Source organism: Syntrophales bacterium (assembly GCA_035363115.1).
Taxonomy (GTDB): Bacteria; Desulfobacterota; Syntrophia; order Syntrophales; family PHBD01; genus PHBD01.
This window is the reverse complement of sequence record DAOSEM010000003.1, coordinates 338,266-354,088: the sequence shown is the minus strand read 5'-3', so window position 1 is coordinate 354,088 and position 15,823 is coordinate 338,266. Positions and strand designations below refer to the sequence as shown.

The 15,823-nt window shown below is 62.0% G+C and carries 17 protein-coding genes; 9 read left to right on the top strand and 8 right to left on the bottom strand.

The features are described 5' to 3' along the window. The first annotated feature begins 175 nt into the window (after positions 1 to 175). On the top strand, positions 176 to 1,207 hold the full coding sequence (locus PLO63_09540; GenBank protein HOI74375.1) for a DUF933 domain-containing protein: 1,032 nt from the start codon (positions 176 to 178) through the stop codon (positions 1,205 to 1,207). A 625-nt stretch (positions 1,208 to 1,832) separates the two neighbouring features. Here PLO63_09540 and PLO63_09535 read toward each other — a convergent pair. Together PLO63_09535 and PLO63_09530 are read right to left on the bottom strand one after the other, a co-directional pair. After that, complete coding sequence (locus PLO63_09535) at positions 1,833 to 4,067, bottom strand: heavy metal translocating P-type ATPase (GenBank protein HOI74374.1); 2,235 nt, start codon at positions 4,065 to 4,067, stop codon at positions 1,833 to 1,835. Positions 4,068 to 4,073: 6 nt separating this feature from the next. After that, a complete protein-coding gene (locus tag PLO63_09530; GenBank protein ID HOI74373.1) occupies positions 4,074 to 4,271 on the bottom strand; it encodes a heavy-metal-associated domain-containing protein in 198 nt (65 codons plus the stop codon). A 140-nt stretch (positions 4,272 to 4,411) separates the two neighbouring features. On the opposite strand from PLO63_09530, the gene PLO63_09525 reads away from it, so the two are divergent. Next, complete coding sequence (locus tag PLO63_09525; protein ID HOI74372.1) at positions 4,412 to 4,870, top strand: PaaI family thioesterase; 459 nt, start codon at positions 4,412 to 4,414, stop codon at positions 4,868 to 4,870. Between the two features lie 115 nt (positions 4,871 to 4,985). Here the strand turns inward: PLO63_09525 and PLO63_09520 are convergent, their stop codons facing one another. From PLO63_09520 to dksA, 6 genes are all read right to left on the bottom strand, one after another. Further along, on the bottom strand, positions 4,986 to 5,651 hold the full coding sequence (locus PLO63_09520; protein HOI74371.1) for an MBL fold metallo-hydrolase: 666 nt from the start codon (positions 5,649 to 5,651) through the stop codon (positions 4,986 to 4,988). 236 nt (positions 5,652 to 5,887) lie between these two features. Next, entirely contained in the window at positions 5,888 to 6,451 is a 564-nt protein-coding gene (locus PLO63_09515; GenBank protein ID HOI74370.1) for a class I SAM-dependent methyltransferase, read from the bottom strand. Positions 6,452 to 6,490: 39 nt separating this feature from the next. After that, positions 6,491 to 7,555 carry a hypothetical protein gene (locus tag PLO63_09510; GenBank protein HOI74369.1) on the bottom strand — a complete coding sequence of 355 codons (1,065 nt, stop codon included), beginning with the start codon at positions 7,553 to 7,555 and terminating at the stop codon, positions 6,491 to 6,493. 35 nt (positions 7,556 to 7,590) lie between these two features. Then, the gene (locus PLO63_09505; GenBank protein HOI74368.1) at positions 7,591 to 8,241 is read right to left on the bottom strand and encodes a SagB/ThcOx family dehydrogenase; all 651 of its coding nucleotides are present in this window, start codon (positions 8,239 to 8,241) and stop codon (positions 7,591 to 7,593) included. Between the two features lie 118 nt (positions 8,242 to 8,359). After that, complete coding sequence (gene priA / locus PLO63_09500) at positions 8,360 to 10,780, bottom strand: primosomal protein N' (GenBank protein ID HOI74367.1); 2,421 nt, start codon at positions 10,778 to 10,780, stop codon at positions 8,360 to 8,362. Between the two features lie 157 nt (positions 10,781 to 10,937). Next, entirely contained in the window at positions 10,938 to 11,309 is a 372-nt protein-coding gene (gene dksA, locus PLO63_09495) for an RNA polymerase-binding protein DksA (protein ID HOI74366.1), read from the bottom strand. 211 nt (positions 11,310 to 11,520) lie between these two features. On the opposite strand from dksA, the gene hisI reads away from it, so the two are divergent. The 7 genes from hisI to PLO63_09460 all read left to right on the top strand — a co-directional run bounded on the left by hisI (position 11,521) and on the right by PLO63_09460 (position 15,780). Continuing rightward, on the top strand, positions 11,521 to 11,895 hold the full coding sequence (gene hisI / locus PLO63_09490) for a phosphoribosyl-AMP cyclohydrolase (GenBank protein HOI74365.1): 375 nt from the start codon (positions 11,521 to 11,523) through the stop codon (positions 11,893 to 11,895). Continuing rightward, positions 11,892 to 12,764: an ATP phosphoribosyltransferase gene (gene hisG / locus PLO63_09485; GenBank protein ID HOI74364.1), complete on the top strand. Its 873-nt coding sequence runs from the start codon at positions 11,892 to 11,894 to the stop codon at positions 12,762 to 12,764. The genes hisI and hisG overlap by 4 nt, the downstream gene beginning before the upstream one ends. Before the next feature lie 15 nt (positions 12,765 to 12,779). Then, complete coding sequence (gene hisB, locus PLO63_09480) at positions 12,780 to 13,367, top strand: imidazoleglycerol-phosphate dehydratase HisB (protein HOI74363.1); 588 nt, start codon at positions 12,780 to 12,782, stop codon at positions 13,365 to 13,367. 45 nt (positions 13,368 to 13,412) lie between these two features. Further along, the gene (locus tag PLO63_09475; GenBank protein ID HOI74362.1) at positions 13,413 to 14,102 is read left to right on the top strand and encodes a hypothetical protein; all 690 of its coding nucleotides are present in this window, start codon (positions 13,413 to 13,415) and stop codon (positions 14,100 to 14,102) included. Between the two features lie 60 nt (positions 14,103 to 14,162). Beyond that, positions 14,163 to 14,918: a 1-(5-phosphoribosyl)-5-[(5-phosphoribosylamino)methylideneamino]imidazole-4-carboxamide isomerase gene (gene hisA, locus PLO63_09470; GenBank protein ID HOI74361.1), complete on the top strand. Its 756-nt coding sequence runs from the start codon at positions 14,163 to 14,165 to the stop codon at positions 14,916 to 14,918. A 4-nt stretch (positions 14,919 to 14,922) separates the two neighbouring features. Continuing rightward, positions 14,923 to 15,267 (top strand): histidine triad nucleotide-binding protein, encoded by a 345-nt coding sequence (locus PLO63_09465; protein ID HOI74360.1) that lies wholly within the window; start codon positions 14,923 to 14,925, stop codon positions 15,265 to 15,267. A gap of 66 nt (positions 15,268 to 15,333) precedes the next feature. Beyond that, positions 15,334 to 15,780, top strand: coding sequence for a GatB/YqeY domain-containing protein (locus PLO63_09460; GenBank protein ID HOI74359.1), 447 nt, complete (start codon positions 15,334 to 15,336; stop codon positions 15,778 to 15,780). The last annotated feature ends 43 nt before the right edge of the window (positions 15,781 to 15,823 follow it).

Below are 15,823 nucleotides of genomic sequence, written 5' to 3'. Positions count from 1 at the left end.
CCCCCCGCGGGGCGGGGCCGCCTCCCGTGCGGAAACAAGCCTGGACAGAGCCGCGAGGCGGAGGTGGATCCCGCTTGTTTCTCCCGCCCCTGCAACGTGCACGTCTGTCGGTTTTTCTTGAAAGTGTCGCTTTGTGCTGATATAGGGCGCGCCGGAACAGGCAAGGGGAACAATCATGGAGCTTGGAATCATTGGGCTTCCCCAGAGCGGGAAGAGCACATTGTTTGAAATCATGACCGGTACGAACAGCCGGGACGCCTTCGGGGAGACCTGCGTCCGCGGACAGGCCGTCGTGCCGGACGACCGGTTCGACCACCTCGTGTCCATCTTTCATCCGGCCAAGGTTTCCCCGGCCCGGGCTCCCTTCGTGGACGTTCACGCCGCCGGTGAAAAGGCCTGGCAGACGGTCCGCCAGAACCTGGCCGGCGTCGACGGGCTTCTGCACGTGGTGGATGGGTTTACCGCCGTGGACGTTCTCGAAATGGTTCAGCGGTGGCGTCAGTTGGAAGACGAACTGATCCTCTCCGATCTGATGGTCGTGGAAAACCGGGCAGAGCGGCTCCGGAAAATCCCCCGCAAGGCCCTGAATCCACAGGAACTGCTCCAGGCGGACCTGCTGCCCCGGCTCCAGGAGCATCTCGAGGGAAGCCAGCCGCTCCGCGAGTTGAACCTCGCTCCCGAGGAAATGGTCGCCCTCCGCAGTTTTTCCTTCTGGACCCTGCGACCGGAGCTGGTTGTCTTGAACACGGCCGAAGGAGACACACCTCCGGTCGAAGAATTCCGAACGGCGTCCGGGTTGAAGGATCCTGTCATCGGCATCTGCGGTAGGCTGGAAGCGGAAATGCTGGAGCTTCCTCCGGATGAGCAGTCGGATTTTCTCGATGCGCTCGGCCTGACGGAGCCGGCGTTCACCCGTGTCATCCGGGCCGCTTTCGAGATGCTCGGCCGGATCCAGTACTTCACCGTCGGCGAGGACGAGGTGAAGTCTTGGGTGATTCCCGCGGAATCGAGGGCTCCCAAGGCGGCCGCCGCCATCCACAAGGACTTCGAGCGGGGCTTCATCAAGGCGGAGGTCGTCGGATACGAGGACTTCATCGCCTGCGGCGGGGGCCTTGCCGCCGCGAAGGCCGCCGGACGCCTGCGCCTGGAGGGAAAGGAATACATCGTCCGGGACGGGGATATCGTGACCTTCCGCTTCAACGTATAATCAGGCAGTTGAAAAAGGATCGCCTGCCGCTTCCCCCTCGTCCTTCGCTGCTCGGCGTGCGAGGGAACGAACGGACAGGCCATCGAACAAGAAAATCAAAAGCAAACGGATTTCAAATCCGTTCCTCTTTCCTTTTTCTTAACTCCCTCTCCAAGCAGGATCGCCATTTCTTCTCTTTCAAGCATCGGGGCGCGGGGGCTGCCACGGGGGCTTCCGCTGTCGCGGCCGTTTTTCCCGCGACCCGTCGTCGACGGTTTGTCAGGCAAGAGGGATGGGAAAAACGTCCTGATTGCTCCTCTGGAAACCCCCGGTCGCGCCCCCGCGAACATCCGTCGGGGAGAGGGGGCTTCCCGGAGCGCGAATAGCGGCTTTTTCGGGGTACCCTGCCGTCGCAGCGAAGCGCCCGCAAAGTCATCTGTCTGAGCGCCCCTGGGCGCGAGTTATGACTTTGCAGCGGAGCGAGACGTTGCAGGGTCGAAAAAACGCTTCTGAGCGCGAGGGAAGCCCCTCTCCCACATGCTGGCGTTTCATCCGCGTCATGGTTTCTTGGAAAAAGAAAAAAATAAGGAAAGAGGAACGGATTTGAAATCCGTTTCCCTTGTGCTTTTCCGGATCGCCCGCCGTGCTACCGGTTCTTCCAGACCCGCCGGAGGCGCAGGGAGTTGGTGACCACGGAGACGGAGCTGAAGGCCATGGCCGCGGCGGCGAACTCCGGGTTCAGGAGGACTCCGAAAAAGGGATAGAGAACGCCTGCCGCCACGGGGATGCCGATGACGTTGTAAATGAAGGCCCAGAAGAGGTTCTGGCGGATGACTCGCATTGTCGCCAGGGAAAGGCCGATGGACCGGGCTACAAGGGTCAGGTCGCTCCGCATGAGGGTCAGGTCGCTCGCCTCGACGGCCACGTCCGTTCCCGTACCGATGGCGATGCCGATGTCCGCCGCGGCCAGAGCCGGGGCGTCGTTTATCCCGTCTCCCACCATGGCCACCACCTCTCCCGCCTCCTGGAGTCGCCGGATCTCCTGTGCCTTGTCTCCCGGCAGGACTTCCGCCAGGACACGGTCGATCCCGAGGGCGCGTCCCGCCGCCTCCCCGGCCGCCCGGTTGTCCCCCGTGATCAGGGCGACCCGGAGTCCCATTTTCTTCAGGGCGACAACGGCGGCCCCTGACGTCTCCCGGGGGGTGTCCGCCAGGGCGATGATTCCGGCGGCGCGGCCTCCGGCGGCCAGGAAGACGGAGGTCTTCCCCTCCCCGGACAGCCGTTCCCCGACCTCCCGAAGCCCCGAGAGATCGATCCCCTCCTGCTCCATCAGGCGGAGGTTCCCGATGAGATGCCGGTCGCCTGCCAGCACGGCCCGCGCGCCCAGTCCGGGAAGGGCCTCAAATTCCTCCAGCGGCTGTGGAGCCAGTCCTTCCTCTTTTCCCCTGGCCAGGATCGCCGCCGCCAGGGGATGCTCCGATCCGACCTCCAGGGACATGGCCGCCTGCAGAACGTCCTCCCGGACAAAGCCGGGAGCGGGAATGATGTCCGTCACCTCCGGCTCCCCCTTCGTCAGGGTGCCCGTCTTGTCGAAGACGACCGTCGTCAGCCGGCCCGCCCGCTCCAGGCTCTCGCCGCCCTTGATGAGAATGCCGTTCTCCGCACCGAGGCCGGTGCCGACCATGACCGCCGTGGGGGTGGCCAGGCCGAGGGCGCAGGGGCAGGCAATGACGAGCACGGATACGAAGTTCAGAAGGGCCAGGCTGAAGAGCGGGTCCGGAACGAAAAACATCCACACGGCGAAGGTGACGAGGGCGATGGCGAACACGACGGGAACGAAAATCGATGCCACCCGATCGGCCAGGCGCTGGACCGGCGCCTTCGATCCCTGGGCAGCCTCCACAAGCCGGATGATCTGGGCCAGGACTGTCTCCCTCCCCACCCGGGTCGCCCGGAAGGTAAAGGTTCCCGTCCGGTTCAGCGTGGCGGCAAAGACCTCCGCCCCCTCCTCCTTGGATACGGGAAGGCTTTCACCGGTGAGCATCGATTCGTCCACGGCGGAGGCGCCCGAAAGCACGACACCGTCGACGGGGATCTTCTCGCCCGGCCGCACCCGGATTCGGTCTCCGGGAACGACGGCCTCCACGGGAAGGTCCGTTTCCTCCTCTCCCCGGAGGACCCGGGCCGTCTTCGGCTTCAGGCCCACGAGGCGCTGAATCGCCCGGGAAGTCCTTCCCTTGGCTCTTGCCTCCAGGAGCCGTCCCAGGAGGATGAGGGTCACGATAAATGCGGCGCCGTCGAAGTAGACGTGCGGCGCCACGCCGGCCGCGGCGAAAAAGCCGGGGAAGAACGTGGCTCCGGTGGAATAGAGGAACGCCGAAAGGGCCCCCACGGCCACCAGGGTGTTCATGTCGCTGGTCTTCTGGAGGGCGGCCTTCCAGGCGCCAACCAGAAACCGCTCCCCGACCCAGAAGATCACCGGAACGGTCAGGAAGAACAGGACCACCCGAAGAGGAGTATGGGGGATTTCCCTGAGAAAGGGGAACCAGTGCTGCATGGACCCCAGAAAAATCACAACGCTCAGGACGATCCCGACGGAGAAGCGGACCGTCAGGTCCCGGATCTCCCGCTCCCGGGCCTCCGTGATGGGGTCCTCCCGGTCTTCGTCGGGAACGCCCAGGTACTCGTAGCCGCTGTCGGTGACGACCTCCCGGACGGCCTCCACGCCTGCCCAGGCCCCCTCGTGAACAAGGGTGGCCCGGGCGGTGGCCAGGTTCACCGAGACGTCCGTCACGCCGGGGATCTCCTTCAGGGCGTTTTCCACCCGGCGGACGCAGGCGGCGCAGGTCATCCCGCCGACCGAGACGGTCGTCGATTCCATAATCCCTTACCCCGCTTTATAACCCGCTTTCCGGACGGCCTCGCGGATCGCCTCCGGATCGACAGCTCCCTTTTCCTCGTAGGTCGCCTCTCCCCGCGCCAGATCGACCTTCACGTTCCCGACGCCCGCAACGGCGCTCAAGGCCTTCGTGACGGCCATGACACAGTGCTGGCAGCTCATCCCTTCAATGCGAATCGTCTTCATGGCTTTTCGCCTCCTTTCACAAACGTCTGGAATCAAAAATAGGCCGCCACAGTCTCGTTGTAAAGGAAGAGATCCGCATTTGCCCTTTTCAGCGGTACTCCGGTCTGCTACAGGGATGGCACTTTACAGGGAGGTTTCTCATGAAGACCCATGAAGAGCTGGCTCCGGTATTCCGGGACGCCCTGCTCGTGAAAATGCGGACCGCCTCGCCGTACTGGGAACTCCTGGGCCTGGAACTGACGGACGTAAAAAAAGGATGGGCCCGGGTTCGACTCGCTTTCGACCGGAAGCTTGTCCACCCCCTGGGCATCGCCCACGGCGGGGCCGTCTTTTCTGCCGCGGACTCCGCGGTGGCCATGGCCCTCATCGGGCTGGTGGACCGCTCGGAGACATTCACCACCATTGAAATGAAACTGAACTACCTGAAGCCTTTCGAGCGGGGCGCCATCACGGCGGAGGCCGTCATCACCCACAAGGGCAGTCGGACGGCCCTGGGTGAGGTGGACGTCCGGGACGATGAGGGAAACCTCGTGGCGAAAGGCCTCGCCACGTACATGATTCTCGACGCCTCCTGGCGGACCGGGATGCCCGAACGGTAAAAGACTTCGGGAGCCGCGGGACCGGTTTTCGCTCCGGACCGGGGCGCCTGCGAGGGGCCGTTTCCGGTCCGCTCCATCTCCGCGTCCGCCTGGTATGAACCTGCCTTCCGGTTTCTCAAATGTAAGGAAACACGTTCCGGATCACGATCTCGAAGTTCCGCTTGACCGCCTCCGCCCCGTCCACGATGCCCATGTGCCCGGGCAGGAGGGCATCCAGATCCAGTCCCGCCAGGGAGCGAATGCTCTTTTTCAGGAGAGCCCCGTCGCCGCCGGGGAAATCGGTGCGTCCGACGTTCTGCTCGAAAATCACGTCGCCACAGAAGACGATCCTGCGCTCCGGGCTGTAGAGGCCGATGGATCCGGGCGAGTGCCCCGGCAGGAGGAGTACCTGGAACGTTTCCCCGCCCAGGACCAACTCCTCGCCGTCCAGCGGCAGATCGATCTGAGTCCGGGGCCGCGGCATCCCGAAGAGGGAATAGAGCTGCACGCCGGGGCCGTTCAGGAATTCGATCTCCTTCTGGTGCAGGGCGATCTTCACCTTCGATCCGGCAAAGAACGACGAACCCTCGAAATGGTCCGGGTGGGAGTGGGTGTTGACGATGTACCGGATGTCGTCCGGATCGATCCCGTCCAGGCGCATCTGCTCCAGGAGCTGGGGAACGTAGCGGGACAGGCCGGGATCGATGAGGGCCCCGACCTCGCCGCCGATGTAGAAACTGTTGCAATTATTGTCGAAATAGTCGGTCCACTCGTACGTGTAAACATCCTCGGAAAATCGCATCGTACCTCCTTCTATCGTTGATCGTCTCTATTCCGCGGCTCTGTGATGCGGGGGCGCGGCCGGATGTATCAAAAGGGGCAGGAAAAGCCTGCTCAGTCCACCATCCGAATGCTGTTCAAAAAGGGTTGAATGCAAGGCGCCCGAAATCCCGTACCGCGAGTCGTACTCTTTTGTACGTCGAGCGGGACGGGATGAGGGCAACGCAGCAGACGCCCTTTTTCAACAGCCTTCCGTCTTTACGGCTTTTCAGCCCACACCCAGGCCCTGAATCCCCCTCCCCGCTCGATGGCCGCCGTCATGCCATGGGACTCGATGCGCTCCCGGATCCTCTCCGGTGTCTCGAAGCGGCTCCTCATCAGGAACATCTTTTCCAGAACCGCCACGGCCTTCACGACGGGCAGCCTCAGGTCCGGCTCCTCGATGAGAATCCGGCCGCCGGGTCCGAGAACCCGGAGCAGGTCGGCAACCGCCTCCCCGGCATCACAGAAATGGTGCAGGGCATCAACCACCATGACGCGGTCGAAAGATCCGTCCCGGAAGGGGAGGCGTTCGGCATGGGCCCTCACGGGATGGATCGCCTTTTTCATGCCGGCCCGCTTCAGCATTCCCCAGGACAGGTCGCTGACCACGACCCCTCCTGTCCAGGGCCGCAGGTGAAATGCCACGCGCCCCGTCCCTCCCCCGGCATCCAGCAGCCATCCCGGCGCGGGCAGCCGAAGCAGCCGTTTCAGCCGATTGATGTCCGGCTTTCCCAGAAGCCGGTCGTAGGCGAAGGCGATCCAGTCGAAATGGTTGAGCATGCGCTTCCATCGAAACGGACTTCCGCCGGGAAGAACGACTTAGTCCGCCTGCAGCATCTCCGAGAGGATCCGGCGCTTTGCCTCACACCTCTTCCCGGCCCAGCAGGAACGGAATACCATCCGTTCCACCCCGTCCTTTAATATCCGAATCTCGTAAGGCTTCCTCATCATGACGCCATGAACGTAGGTGGCGAACGCCTCGGCAAAGTCGTCGTAGGGACTGGTCGCTCCGTAGAGAGTCGCGAAGTTCGTCGCCGCAAGTGCCCGGTAGACCTCCTGGGCGGCCGCCCCATCCAGCCTCGGTGTCCCATAGAAAACCACGTCTTTCCGGTATGGAAACTCTTTTTCATACCGGGACGCAAACTCCTTTCGCCCGGGGGCGACCGTCCAGGAGACGTCCAGGAAGGGATATTCCCCCTCTCTATGGACGGCCTGCGGACCCGCAAACCAGAAGGGATGGAAACGCTCCCCCACGGACAGGAGATGGCCGATCTCGTGGAGCAGGATGAACTGGATGGCGTTCTTGCGGTTGTCGCCGGCCCTGGTTTCGATCCTTCCTTCCAGGCGGTACTCTGGATCGGGCCGAAACGGCGTGTTTTCCCGCCAGATGAACCAGGCATTGGCCGTTTTTGTCAGGACGCTTTCATCCAGGACGATGAAACCCGCCGCCGGGGTGTCGCGCTCATCGAGAACGGCCTCCAGGTAGCCGGTGCCGCCGAGATTTCGTACGACGAAGATGCCGACAAGCTTCGGTTCCATGAGCCTGTGAACGACGGCCGGCAACTCCTCGAGGGCCGCCTTCAGATCGGCTTCGAATCCGGGAGAAACATCGACCGGTTCGGGGGTTTCCGCAAACCCGTTCAACCGGTTGTCCAGAACCAGGTAATCGATGAGCTCCGCCGGCGCCCTGCGGACCCGGTCCGCCGGCACACCCTTCATGAAGGGCCTCCAGAAAGCGATCCGGCGGACGGCATGCCCCTCCACCACCCGTCGCAGACAGGCTTGATCGGAATCCGCGCAGGGCAGCGCGAAGGACGAGGATGAAGCCAGGAGGGCCAGGAAGACGGCCAGCGGCCCGAAACGGGAAAGGATGATCCGGTTCATGCCAGGGCGCTCCCGGGTCGCCGGAGGATGGAGGGTCATTTCCGGGGATATCCGACGGACTGGGCAAGCAGGATCTTCTGTTCTGGTCGCAACCCCATGGCCGCGGCCAGGGTGGAGCGATCGATGGAGGCCCGGACGACCGTGGCCAGTCCCTCGGAAGCGCAATACAGATAGACGTTCTCGGCCATGGCGCCGGCTGTTACGGAAGAGAGCAGATCGCGTTCCTCCGGTGCCACGCCTTCCATTCTCCGGCCGTCGGACACAAAGACGAGGTTTAGGGCGGCATCCCTGACATACGGCTGCGTACCCGTGAGAGCCCGGATGTCCCGTTCCGACACGAGGTTCAGGATATGGTTCTTCCCGTCATACAGGTAAACCCCCTTGGGAAGCGCCACGTAGACGTCCACTTCCTGCATGTTTCTGGCCGACGGGACCGTTCTGCCGTCCGTACCCGGACGGTTGACGCCGTTGGCGGCCCACAGGAGTCCGGAAAGAACGCGGATGGGAAGTTTTGCCTTGCTGAAAGACCGGGAAGATTTGCGCTCCTTCAGGACGTGCATGAGGAGCCGTCCGCTGTCCATCTGGGGCTTGAGCAGGGATATCGACTTTTTCTCCTCGGCCCCGGCTGCACCGGCCAGGAACATGACGATCGCGGCGGCAAGGACCCATCGCCCGGAACCCTTCATCAGGTCTTTTCCTCCCCTCTGCAGGCTTCGGCCCCACCTCGGTCTGCATGGCGCGCGGCCGGCAGAATCAGCCTACTTGCTCGGGCCACGACGGTCAAGAAGAAACCGGAATCCGTAGTTACAGGAAATCCATCGGATCCACGTCTATTTTCAATTCCACACCCTTGAACCGACGGGCCAGCAGCGCCTCCGCGACGGCATGGACGGCCCGGCTGTCCTTCCCCTTCAGCAGGATCTGCCAACGGTGCCGGTTCCTGACCCGGGCTACGGGAGCCTCCGCGGGTCCCAGGATTTCAACCCTTCCCGACAGGCCCTGTCCGGCCGTGAAACGGTATGCAAAGGAGGCCGCCGCCCCGGCTTCCGCCCGGGTCCTCTGCGGATCCAGTCCCGAGAGCCTCACCTGGGCCAGCCGGGAAAAAGGCGGATAGGACAGGGATTGCCGCTGGGGGATCTCCTCGCGGTAAAAGGCTTCAAAATCGTGACTGCGGGCATGCCGGACCGCGTAATGTCCCGGGTTGTAGGTCTGAATGACCACCCGGCCCGGCTTTTCTCCGCGGCCGCTGCGCCCGGACACCTGCGTGAGGAGCTGAAAGGTCCGCTCGGCGGCCCGGAAATCGGCCGTGTGCAGACTCGTATCGGCGGAGACAACCCCCACGAGGGTAATGCCCGGGATGTCATGGCCCTTGGTGATCATCTGGGTTCCCACGAGAATGTCGATCTCTCCTCGCAGGAGCCGCCGCAGGATATCGGCGGAAGCGCCCTTCCGTGACGTTGTGTCGCTGTCCATGCGCCCCACCCGCGCCTGCGGGAACAGGGTCCGGACGGCCCCCTCGACCCGCTCCGTTCCAAGACCGTGGCGAACGAGGCCGGGACTGCCGCAGGCGGGACAGGCGGCGGGCGAAGGCATGGTGAAATCGCAGGCATGACAGCGGAGAACATTTGCCCGAGCATGCGAGATCAGTGAAAGGCTGCAGTTCCTGCAGGCAAAGACGTGGCCGCAGGAGGCACAAAACAGGTGCGTGTGGAAACCCCGCCTGTTCAGGAAGAGGAGGGTCTGTCCCCGGGTGGTGAGGTTGTCCCGCAATGCTTCCTGAAGTGTATAGGAGAGAATCGGCAATTCGCCGGCCCTCAATCCTTCCACCCTCATGTCCACAATCTCCACGGTTGGCAGATCCCGGTCCTCCACCCGGAGGGGCAGGGTCCGGCGCAGGTATCGTCCCGATTCGGCATTGAAATACGTCTGGATGGAAGGAGTCGCAGATCCCAGGATCACCGTGGCGGCGGCCACCTTCCCCCGGACGACGGCCATGTCCCGGGCGGAGTAGCACAACCGCTCGTCCTGCTTATAAGAGGGATCGTGCTCCTCGTCCACGATGATGAGCTTCAGGTTTTTCAGGGGTGCAAAGAGGGCCGAGCGGGCACCCACGACGACGTCCACGTCTCCCCGCTGGATGCGCCGCCATTGGGAATAACGGTCGGCCCGCGAGACTCCGCTGTGGAGAACGGCGATCCGGCCCGCATCGAAGAAGGATGCCACCCGGTTCAAAAGCTGTGGAGTCAGGGCGATCTCCGGCACCAGGAAAAGGACGCTCCCCCCCCTCTCAAGCACCTCGGCGGCGGCCCGGAGATACACTTCCGTCTTTCCGCTGCCGGTCACCCCGTGAAGCAGGACAACGGATGCTGAGTTCCCGGCAAGGTCCGAGCGCACGGTCTCCAGGGCGGAGGCCTGATCCGGGCTGAGCGAGAGATCGATCCGAGGCCCCTCGATAAGGGGAATCAGACCAGGCAGGTGGACAAGCGGCCTCTCCTCGACAAGGACGATCCCCTTCTTTTTCAGGCCGGCGAGGACGGTCCCGCTTCCCGGGAGAATCCGGGAGAATTCGGCGGCAGGCACGGCGCCGAGCCCCCGGAGAATCCGGACGGCCTCCTCCTGTCGCGGCGACAGCCCTTCCAGGCTTCCCGACGCCAGGGACAACACCCGTTCCGTGCGATGTCGGATGGCCGGCCCGCGGGCACCCTCGGAGAGACGGATCCACCCTTGATCTTCCATCTCTTCCAGGAGCTTCGCAATCTCCCGGATCTTCACCATCTCCTTCAGCCGCTGTACGCTCAGCCCACGGGGAGATTCCCGGAGGATCTGCAGGATTTGCTCTTCCTGGGGGGAGATGGTTCCGGTATCTGCCGGGGAAAATCCGCGGGTGAGGGTCACCCGGGTGCGGTCCCGCGCGGGAATGCTGCCGGGAAGAATCTCTCCCAGTGCTCTTCCGACGGGATACAAGTAATAATCGGCAACCCAGGCATAGAACAGGAAATCCTCCCGGGAGAAGAGAGGGTCCTCATCAAGGATCTCAAGGACATCCCGGACGGAGTCGCAATCAGGTGCCGTCAGGATCCCGACGATGTATCCCGTCAGCCTTCTGCGGCCCAGGGGGACCAGAACGCGCTTGCCCACGGCGGCGAAGGGGTCCATTCCCTCCGGCACCCGGTACGTAAACGTCTGCCGTGCCGGAACGTTGAGTGCCACCTGAACAAAGGACATGATTCATTCCCGGAGATGAAATCCCAGAAGGATTTCAAGGACAGGATCGGAGGGAGGGAAACGGCTCGAAGGCTCCGTTCTGAAGCCGCCGCATCACAATACCGGATCGTCCAGGCCGTTCCGCCGCCCGGCTATCGATCGAGCCTGAAGACGGACGCTACTCGCCCTTGAGCTTTTCGAGACGTTCCTGCTTCGTCTTGCAGTCGATGCAGGAGGTCGTGACCGGCCTGGCCTGGAGGCGTTTTTCGGAGATGGGATTGCCACACATCTCGCAGATGCCGTACGTGCCATCATCGATCCGCTTGATGGCTTCCTGCATCTTGGCGATGAGCTTCCGCTCCCGGTCCCGGATTCGCAACTCAAAATTCCGGTCCGCTTCCAGGGAAGCCCGGTCTGTGGGATCTGGATAGTTTTCCTTGCCGTCGGTCATTTCAGAAACGGTTTTTTCCGCTTCATTGAGAAGCTCGTTGATTTTCGATATCAACAAGTTCCTGAAATATAACAGTTTATCCGGCTTCAGGGAAGACATTGGCAACACCTCACGCTAATGGAACCCAAAAGGGGAATTCGTCATACATAAACGGTGATTCTTTGTAAAGAAAAAACTGGATGACGGGGTCGTGCATCTCTGCCTTCCTGTCGATATCCAATGAATAAAAAAATGCTTGCCGAACGGAAACGATTCGATTAGGTGTAAATACTTTATTGAAACATGCTCCCGGATGGCTTGGAGGTCCCTGGTGACGGAACCTGATTTTGACAAAGGGCAAGGATTGGTCCCGGCGGTGGTCCAGGATGCGTCCACCGGTGAAGTCCTGATGATGGCCTACATGAATCGCCTGGCCTGGCAGAAAACCCTGGAGACGGGCATTGCCACCTACTGGAGCCGGTCGCGGAACTCCCTGTGGGTGAAAGGCGAAACGTCCGGCAACACGCAGAAAGTGCATGCCGTCTATATCGACTGCGACAGCGACACGGTCCTCCTGAAGGTCGACCAGGTGGGAGGAGCGGCCTGCCACACGGGATACCGCTCCTGTTTCTACCGCCGCGTCTTCCCCGACGGCGAGGAAATCGTAGGTGAGCGCGTGTTCAACCCGGAAGAGGTCTACCGATGAGGACGCTGAAGCTCGGGATCCCGAAGGGAAGCCTGGAGGCAAGCACAGTCGACCTGTTCCGGAAGGCGGGCTGGCGGATCACCTACGACGGCCGCAGTTATTTCCCCGATATCGATGACGACGAGATTTCCTGCTCCCTGGTCCGGGCGCAGGAGATGTCCCGTTACATTGAAAGCGGGGTTCTCGATCTCGGCCTCACGGGTCGGGACTGGATCCTCGAAAACGAGTCGGATGTTGTTGTCGTTGAAAACCTTGTCTATTCAAAGGTATCCGCACGCCAGGCCCGCTGGGTGCTGGTCGTCCGGGAGGATTCGCCCATTCGCTCCATCGAGGATCTGGAGGGAAAACGCATCTCAACCGAGTTGGTGAACTTCACAAAGAAATATTTCCAGGAACGGAACATCCGCGTCCATGTCGAATTCTCCTGGGGTGCCACAGAGGCCAAGGTGGCTGACGGTCTCGTGGACGCCATCGTGGAGGTGACGGAGACGGGTTCCACCCTGCGGGCCAACAAACTGCGTATCGTCGAGGAAATGATGAGAACCAATACGCAGCTTGTGGCCAATCGGGATGCCTTCGAGGATTCATGGAAGCGACAGAAAATCGAACAGATCCGGACGCTTCTCGTTGGATCGCTGCTGGCCATGGGAAAGGTGGGCATCAAGCTGAACGTATCAAAAGAAAACCTGGGACGGGTGATCCTTCTCCTCCCGTCCCTAAAGGCTCCCACCATTTCGAGCCTGTTTTCCGAAGAATGGCATGCCGTGGAAACGATCGTGGACGCGGGCATCGTCCGGGACCTGATTCCGCTTCTCAAGGAAGCCGGGGCGGAGGGAATCATCGAATATTCTCTCAACAAGGTCATCTGACCGGAAGGGATTCCCATGGCGAGGAAGGCGAAGATCAAGCGGAAAACCACGGAGACCGACATCGCCCTGGAACTGGGGCTGGATGGATCGGGGGAAGGGACTCTCTCCACCTCCATCCCTTTTCTGGACCATATGCTGAACCTTTTCAGCCGGCACGGCCTGTTCGACCTGACCATACGGGGAAAAGGGGACCGCGAAGTCGACGACCATCACCTCGTGGAAGATCTCGGCATTTGCATGGGAGAGGCCCTGAAGCAGTCCCTTGGAAATAAGCGCGGCCTGGAACGCTTCGGCGAGGCCACCGTGCCCATGGATGAGAGCCTGTGCAGGGTCGTGATGGACCTGTCGGGCCGGCCCTTCCTGGTTTTCGAAGCCGATTTCGGAGACGGCCGGATCGGGGATTTCGATCCCTCGCTCCTCCGCGAATTCTTCAAGGCGTTTGCAGACCACAGCGGAACGACGCTTCACATCCAGATTATCCACGGCGGAAACAGCCACCATATGGCCGAGGCGATCTTCAAGGCGTTCGCCCGTGCCCTGAGAAAGGCCGTTACCCCCAACGAACGGATCCAAGGGATTCCGTCCACAAAGGGCAGCCTCTGACCGGTCCCGACCGTCGGACTTGCCCGTCCGTAAGGAGGTGACCTTTTGCACAGATCAACCATCGCGGAGCGGTTTGCCCGTATCCTGATCGCGATTATCCCGGTACTAGTGATCGCCGGCTGCGCCTCTTCCCGGACCTCCGTCCCGGCAGCGGGAGGGGAGATCACCGTCCACCGGATCGCCGTGCTGCCGTTCCAGAAGGCCTCTCCGTCGGAAGTGGCAGTCCGGGTGGCAAGAGAGCCGGTCATCCTGGGAGACATGGGAGCCGACCGGCCGGAAGACTCACCGGAACGAATCACAGAACGGATTTTCCTCGACCGCCAGAAAGCCCTGGGCAGAATCCAGATCGTATATCCGGATCGGGCGGGTGCCGCTTACCAGAGCGCATCGTCCGGTTCTTTCACAATGAAAGCCGCCGAGATCCTTCGCAAGATGGGCAGCGACCTGGAAGTTGACGGCATCGTTGTGGGTTACATATATCGCTGGCGCGAGCGGAAAGGTCTCGCCTACTCCGTCGAGAAACCGGCCTCCGTCGCCTTCGACATCCACCTGTACCGGGCCGGTGACGGCGCCCTTCTCTGGCGCGGCCTCTTCGACCAGACCCAGGCGTCGCTGATGGAGGACATGCTTCAGATTCCCTTCTTCTTCAAGGAAAAGGGGAGGTGGCTCACCGCCGAAGAGCTGACCGCAGCCGGCATGGAGGAAGTGTGCAAGACATTCCCGGCAACGCCTTGAGCAAGGCGCGGTTGGGCGCGATAAGGGATCGGCTCCGGCGTCCGGAAGGGAGATTTCATTTTGATCATCATTCCCGCCATTGATCTGAAAGACGGCCGCTGCGTCCGGCTGGCCCAGGGAGACTTCCAGCGGGTAACCGTGTACGGGGAAGATCCCGCCCAGGTGGCCCGGATGTGGAAGGACGGAGGAGCCTCCCGGCTGCACATGGTCGATCTGGACGGGTCCCTGGCGGGAAAGCCCAGGAACGGTGAAGCCGTCGAGGCCGTCGTCAAAGCCACCGGGCTTCCGGTTCAGGTCGGCGGCGGCATTCGCAGCATGGAAACCATCGTTTCCTACATCGAGGCCGGTGTTGCCTGGGTCATTCTGGGTAGCGCGCTCCTGAAAGATGAATCCCTGGTCCGGGAAGCCTGCCGGCGCTATCCGGGCCGGATCATCCTGGGGATCGACGCCCGCGGAGGCCGGGTCTCCGTCGAAGGCTGGACGGAACAATCGGACATTCCTGCCGTCGAGTTGGCGAACCGGTATAGGCAGGAGGCCCTGCATGCCATCGTCTACACGGACATTCACCGGGACGGCATGGAACAGGGAGTCAACGTCGAGGCCACGCGCGCCTTGGCGGATGAGACGGGTCTCCCGGTCATCGCCTCCGGGGGCGTATCCGGGATGAAGGACATCCAGCGACTGCTGGCATCCGGAGGTCCCGGCATCCTGGGGGTTATCGTGGGCCGGGCACTTTATACAGGCGCCCTGCGCCTGGAGGACGCCATCGCCGAGACGCTCAAAACCAACGCCGCAGAAGCCAGGAAGGAGGATTGAAGCCATGGACGACTGCATTTTCTGCAAAATCATCGCCGGATCGATCCCCTGCACCAAGGTCTACGAGGACGAATGGGTCCTCGCCTTCGACGACATCCATCCGGTAGCCCCGGCTCATGTCGTGATCGTCCCGAAGAAACACGTTCCCACCCTCCTCGACGTAAAGGACGAAAACACAAAGCTGCTCCCGCATCTTATCCATGCGGTTCAGGAAGTAGCCCGGCTCAAGGGAATCGACCAGCGGGGTTTCAAGACCGTCATCAATACCAATAAGGAAGGCGGACAGGTCATCTTTCACCTCCATGTCCACGTTGTAGGAGGCGGACCGATCCGCATGAAGGATATGTAAGGAACCATCCGGCCCCTGTTGACAACCGGGGCAACGGGAAACAAATTTAAGAAACAGGTGCGTGCGATGACAATGAAAAAGCAGGTGGAACAGGGAATGATCGAGGCCGCGAAAGCCAGGGACAAGATCCGGCTTTCCGCGCTGCGCCTGATCAAGACGGCCATGCATAACCGGGAGATCGACCTCAGGCGTGAACTGAACGAAACCGAGATCCTGCAGGTTCTCTCCGGAATGGCGAAGCAGAGGAAAGACTCGATCGAGCAGTTTGCCAAGGGCGGACGGATGGACTTGGTGGCCCAGGAAGAGGCTGAGCTCGCGATCATCCAGTCCTTCATGCCCCAGCAGCTATCCCGGGAGGAGCTCGAGGTGGAAATCGACAAGGCGGTCGGTGAAGCGGGGGCTTCGTCCGTCAAGGATATGGGCAAGGTCATGAAGGTCCTGATGCCCCGAATCACCGGCAAGGCGGACGGCAAATTGGTGGGAGACCTGGTCAAGGCCAGGCTGGCCGGTTAGCCCACGGGCCGTTGAAAACGTGATTCTGTCCGCGGGGCGTACA

Excerpts from the sequence above, each read along its gene's own strand:
- PLO63_09540 (HOI74375.1), top strand. The coding sequence starts at position 176 with ATGGAGCTTGGAATCATTGGGCTTCCCCAGAGCGGGAAGAGCACATTG.
- PLO63_09535 (HOI74374.1), bottom strand. The coding sequence starts at position 4,067 with ATGGAATCGACGACCGTCTCGGTCGGCGGGATGACCTGCGCCGCCTGC.
- PLO63_09530 (HOI74373.1), bottom strand. The coding sequence starts at position 4,271 with ATGAAGACGATTCGCATTGAAGGGATGAGCTGCCAGCACTGTGTCATG.
- PLO63_09525 (HOI74372.1), top strand. The coding sequence starts at position 4,412 with ATGAAGACCCATGAAGAGCTGGCTCCGGTATTCCGGGACGCCCTGCTC.
- PLO63_09520 (HOI74371.1), bottom strand. The coding sequence starts at position 5,651 with ATGCGATTTTCCGAGGATGTTTACACGTACGAGTGGACCGACTATTTC.
- PLO63_09515 (HOI74370.1), bottom strand. The coding sequence starts at position 6,451 with ATGCTCAACCATTTCGACTGGATCGCCTTCGCCTACGACCGGCTTCTG.
- PLO63_09510 (HOI74369.1), bottom strand. The coding sequence starts at position 7,555 with ATGAACCGGATCATCCTTTCCCGTTTCGGGCCGCTGGCCGTCTTCCTG.
- PLO63_09505 (HOI74368.1), bottom strand. The coding sequence starts at position 8,241 with ATGAAGGGTTCCGGGCGATGGGTCCTTGCCGCCGCGATCGTCATGTTC.
- priA (HOI74367.1), bottom strand. The coding sequence starts at position 10,780 with ATGTCCTTTGTTCAGGTGGCACTCAACGTTCCGGCACGGCAGACGTTT.
- dksA (HOI74366.1), bottom strand. The coding sequence starts at position 11,309 with ATGTCTTCCCTGAAGCCGGATAAACTGTTATATTTCAGGAACTTGTTG.
- hisG (HOI74364.1), top strand. The coding sequence starts at position 11,892 with ATGAGGACGCTGAAGCTCGGGATCCCGAAGGGAAGCCTGGAGGCAAGC.
- hisB (HOI74363.1), top strand. The coding sequence starts at position 12,780 with ATGGCGAGGAAGGCGAAGATCAAGCGGAAAACCACGGAGACCGACATC.
- PLO63_09465 (HOI74360.1), top strand. The coding sequence starts at position 14,923 with ATGGACGACTGCATTTTCTGCAAAATCATCGCCGGATCGATCCCCTGC.
- PLO63_09460 (HOI74359.1), top strand. The coding sequence starts at position 15,334 with ATGACAATGAAAAAGCAGGTGGAACAGGGAATGATCGAGGCCGCGAAA.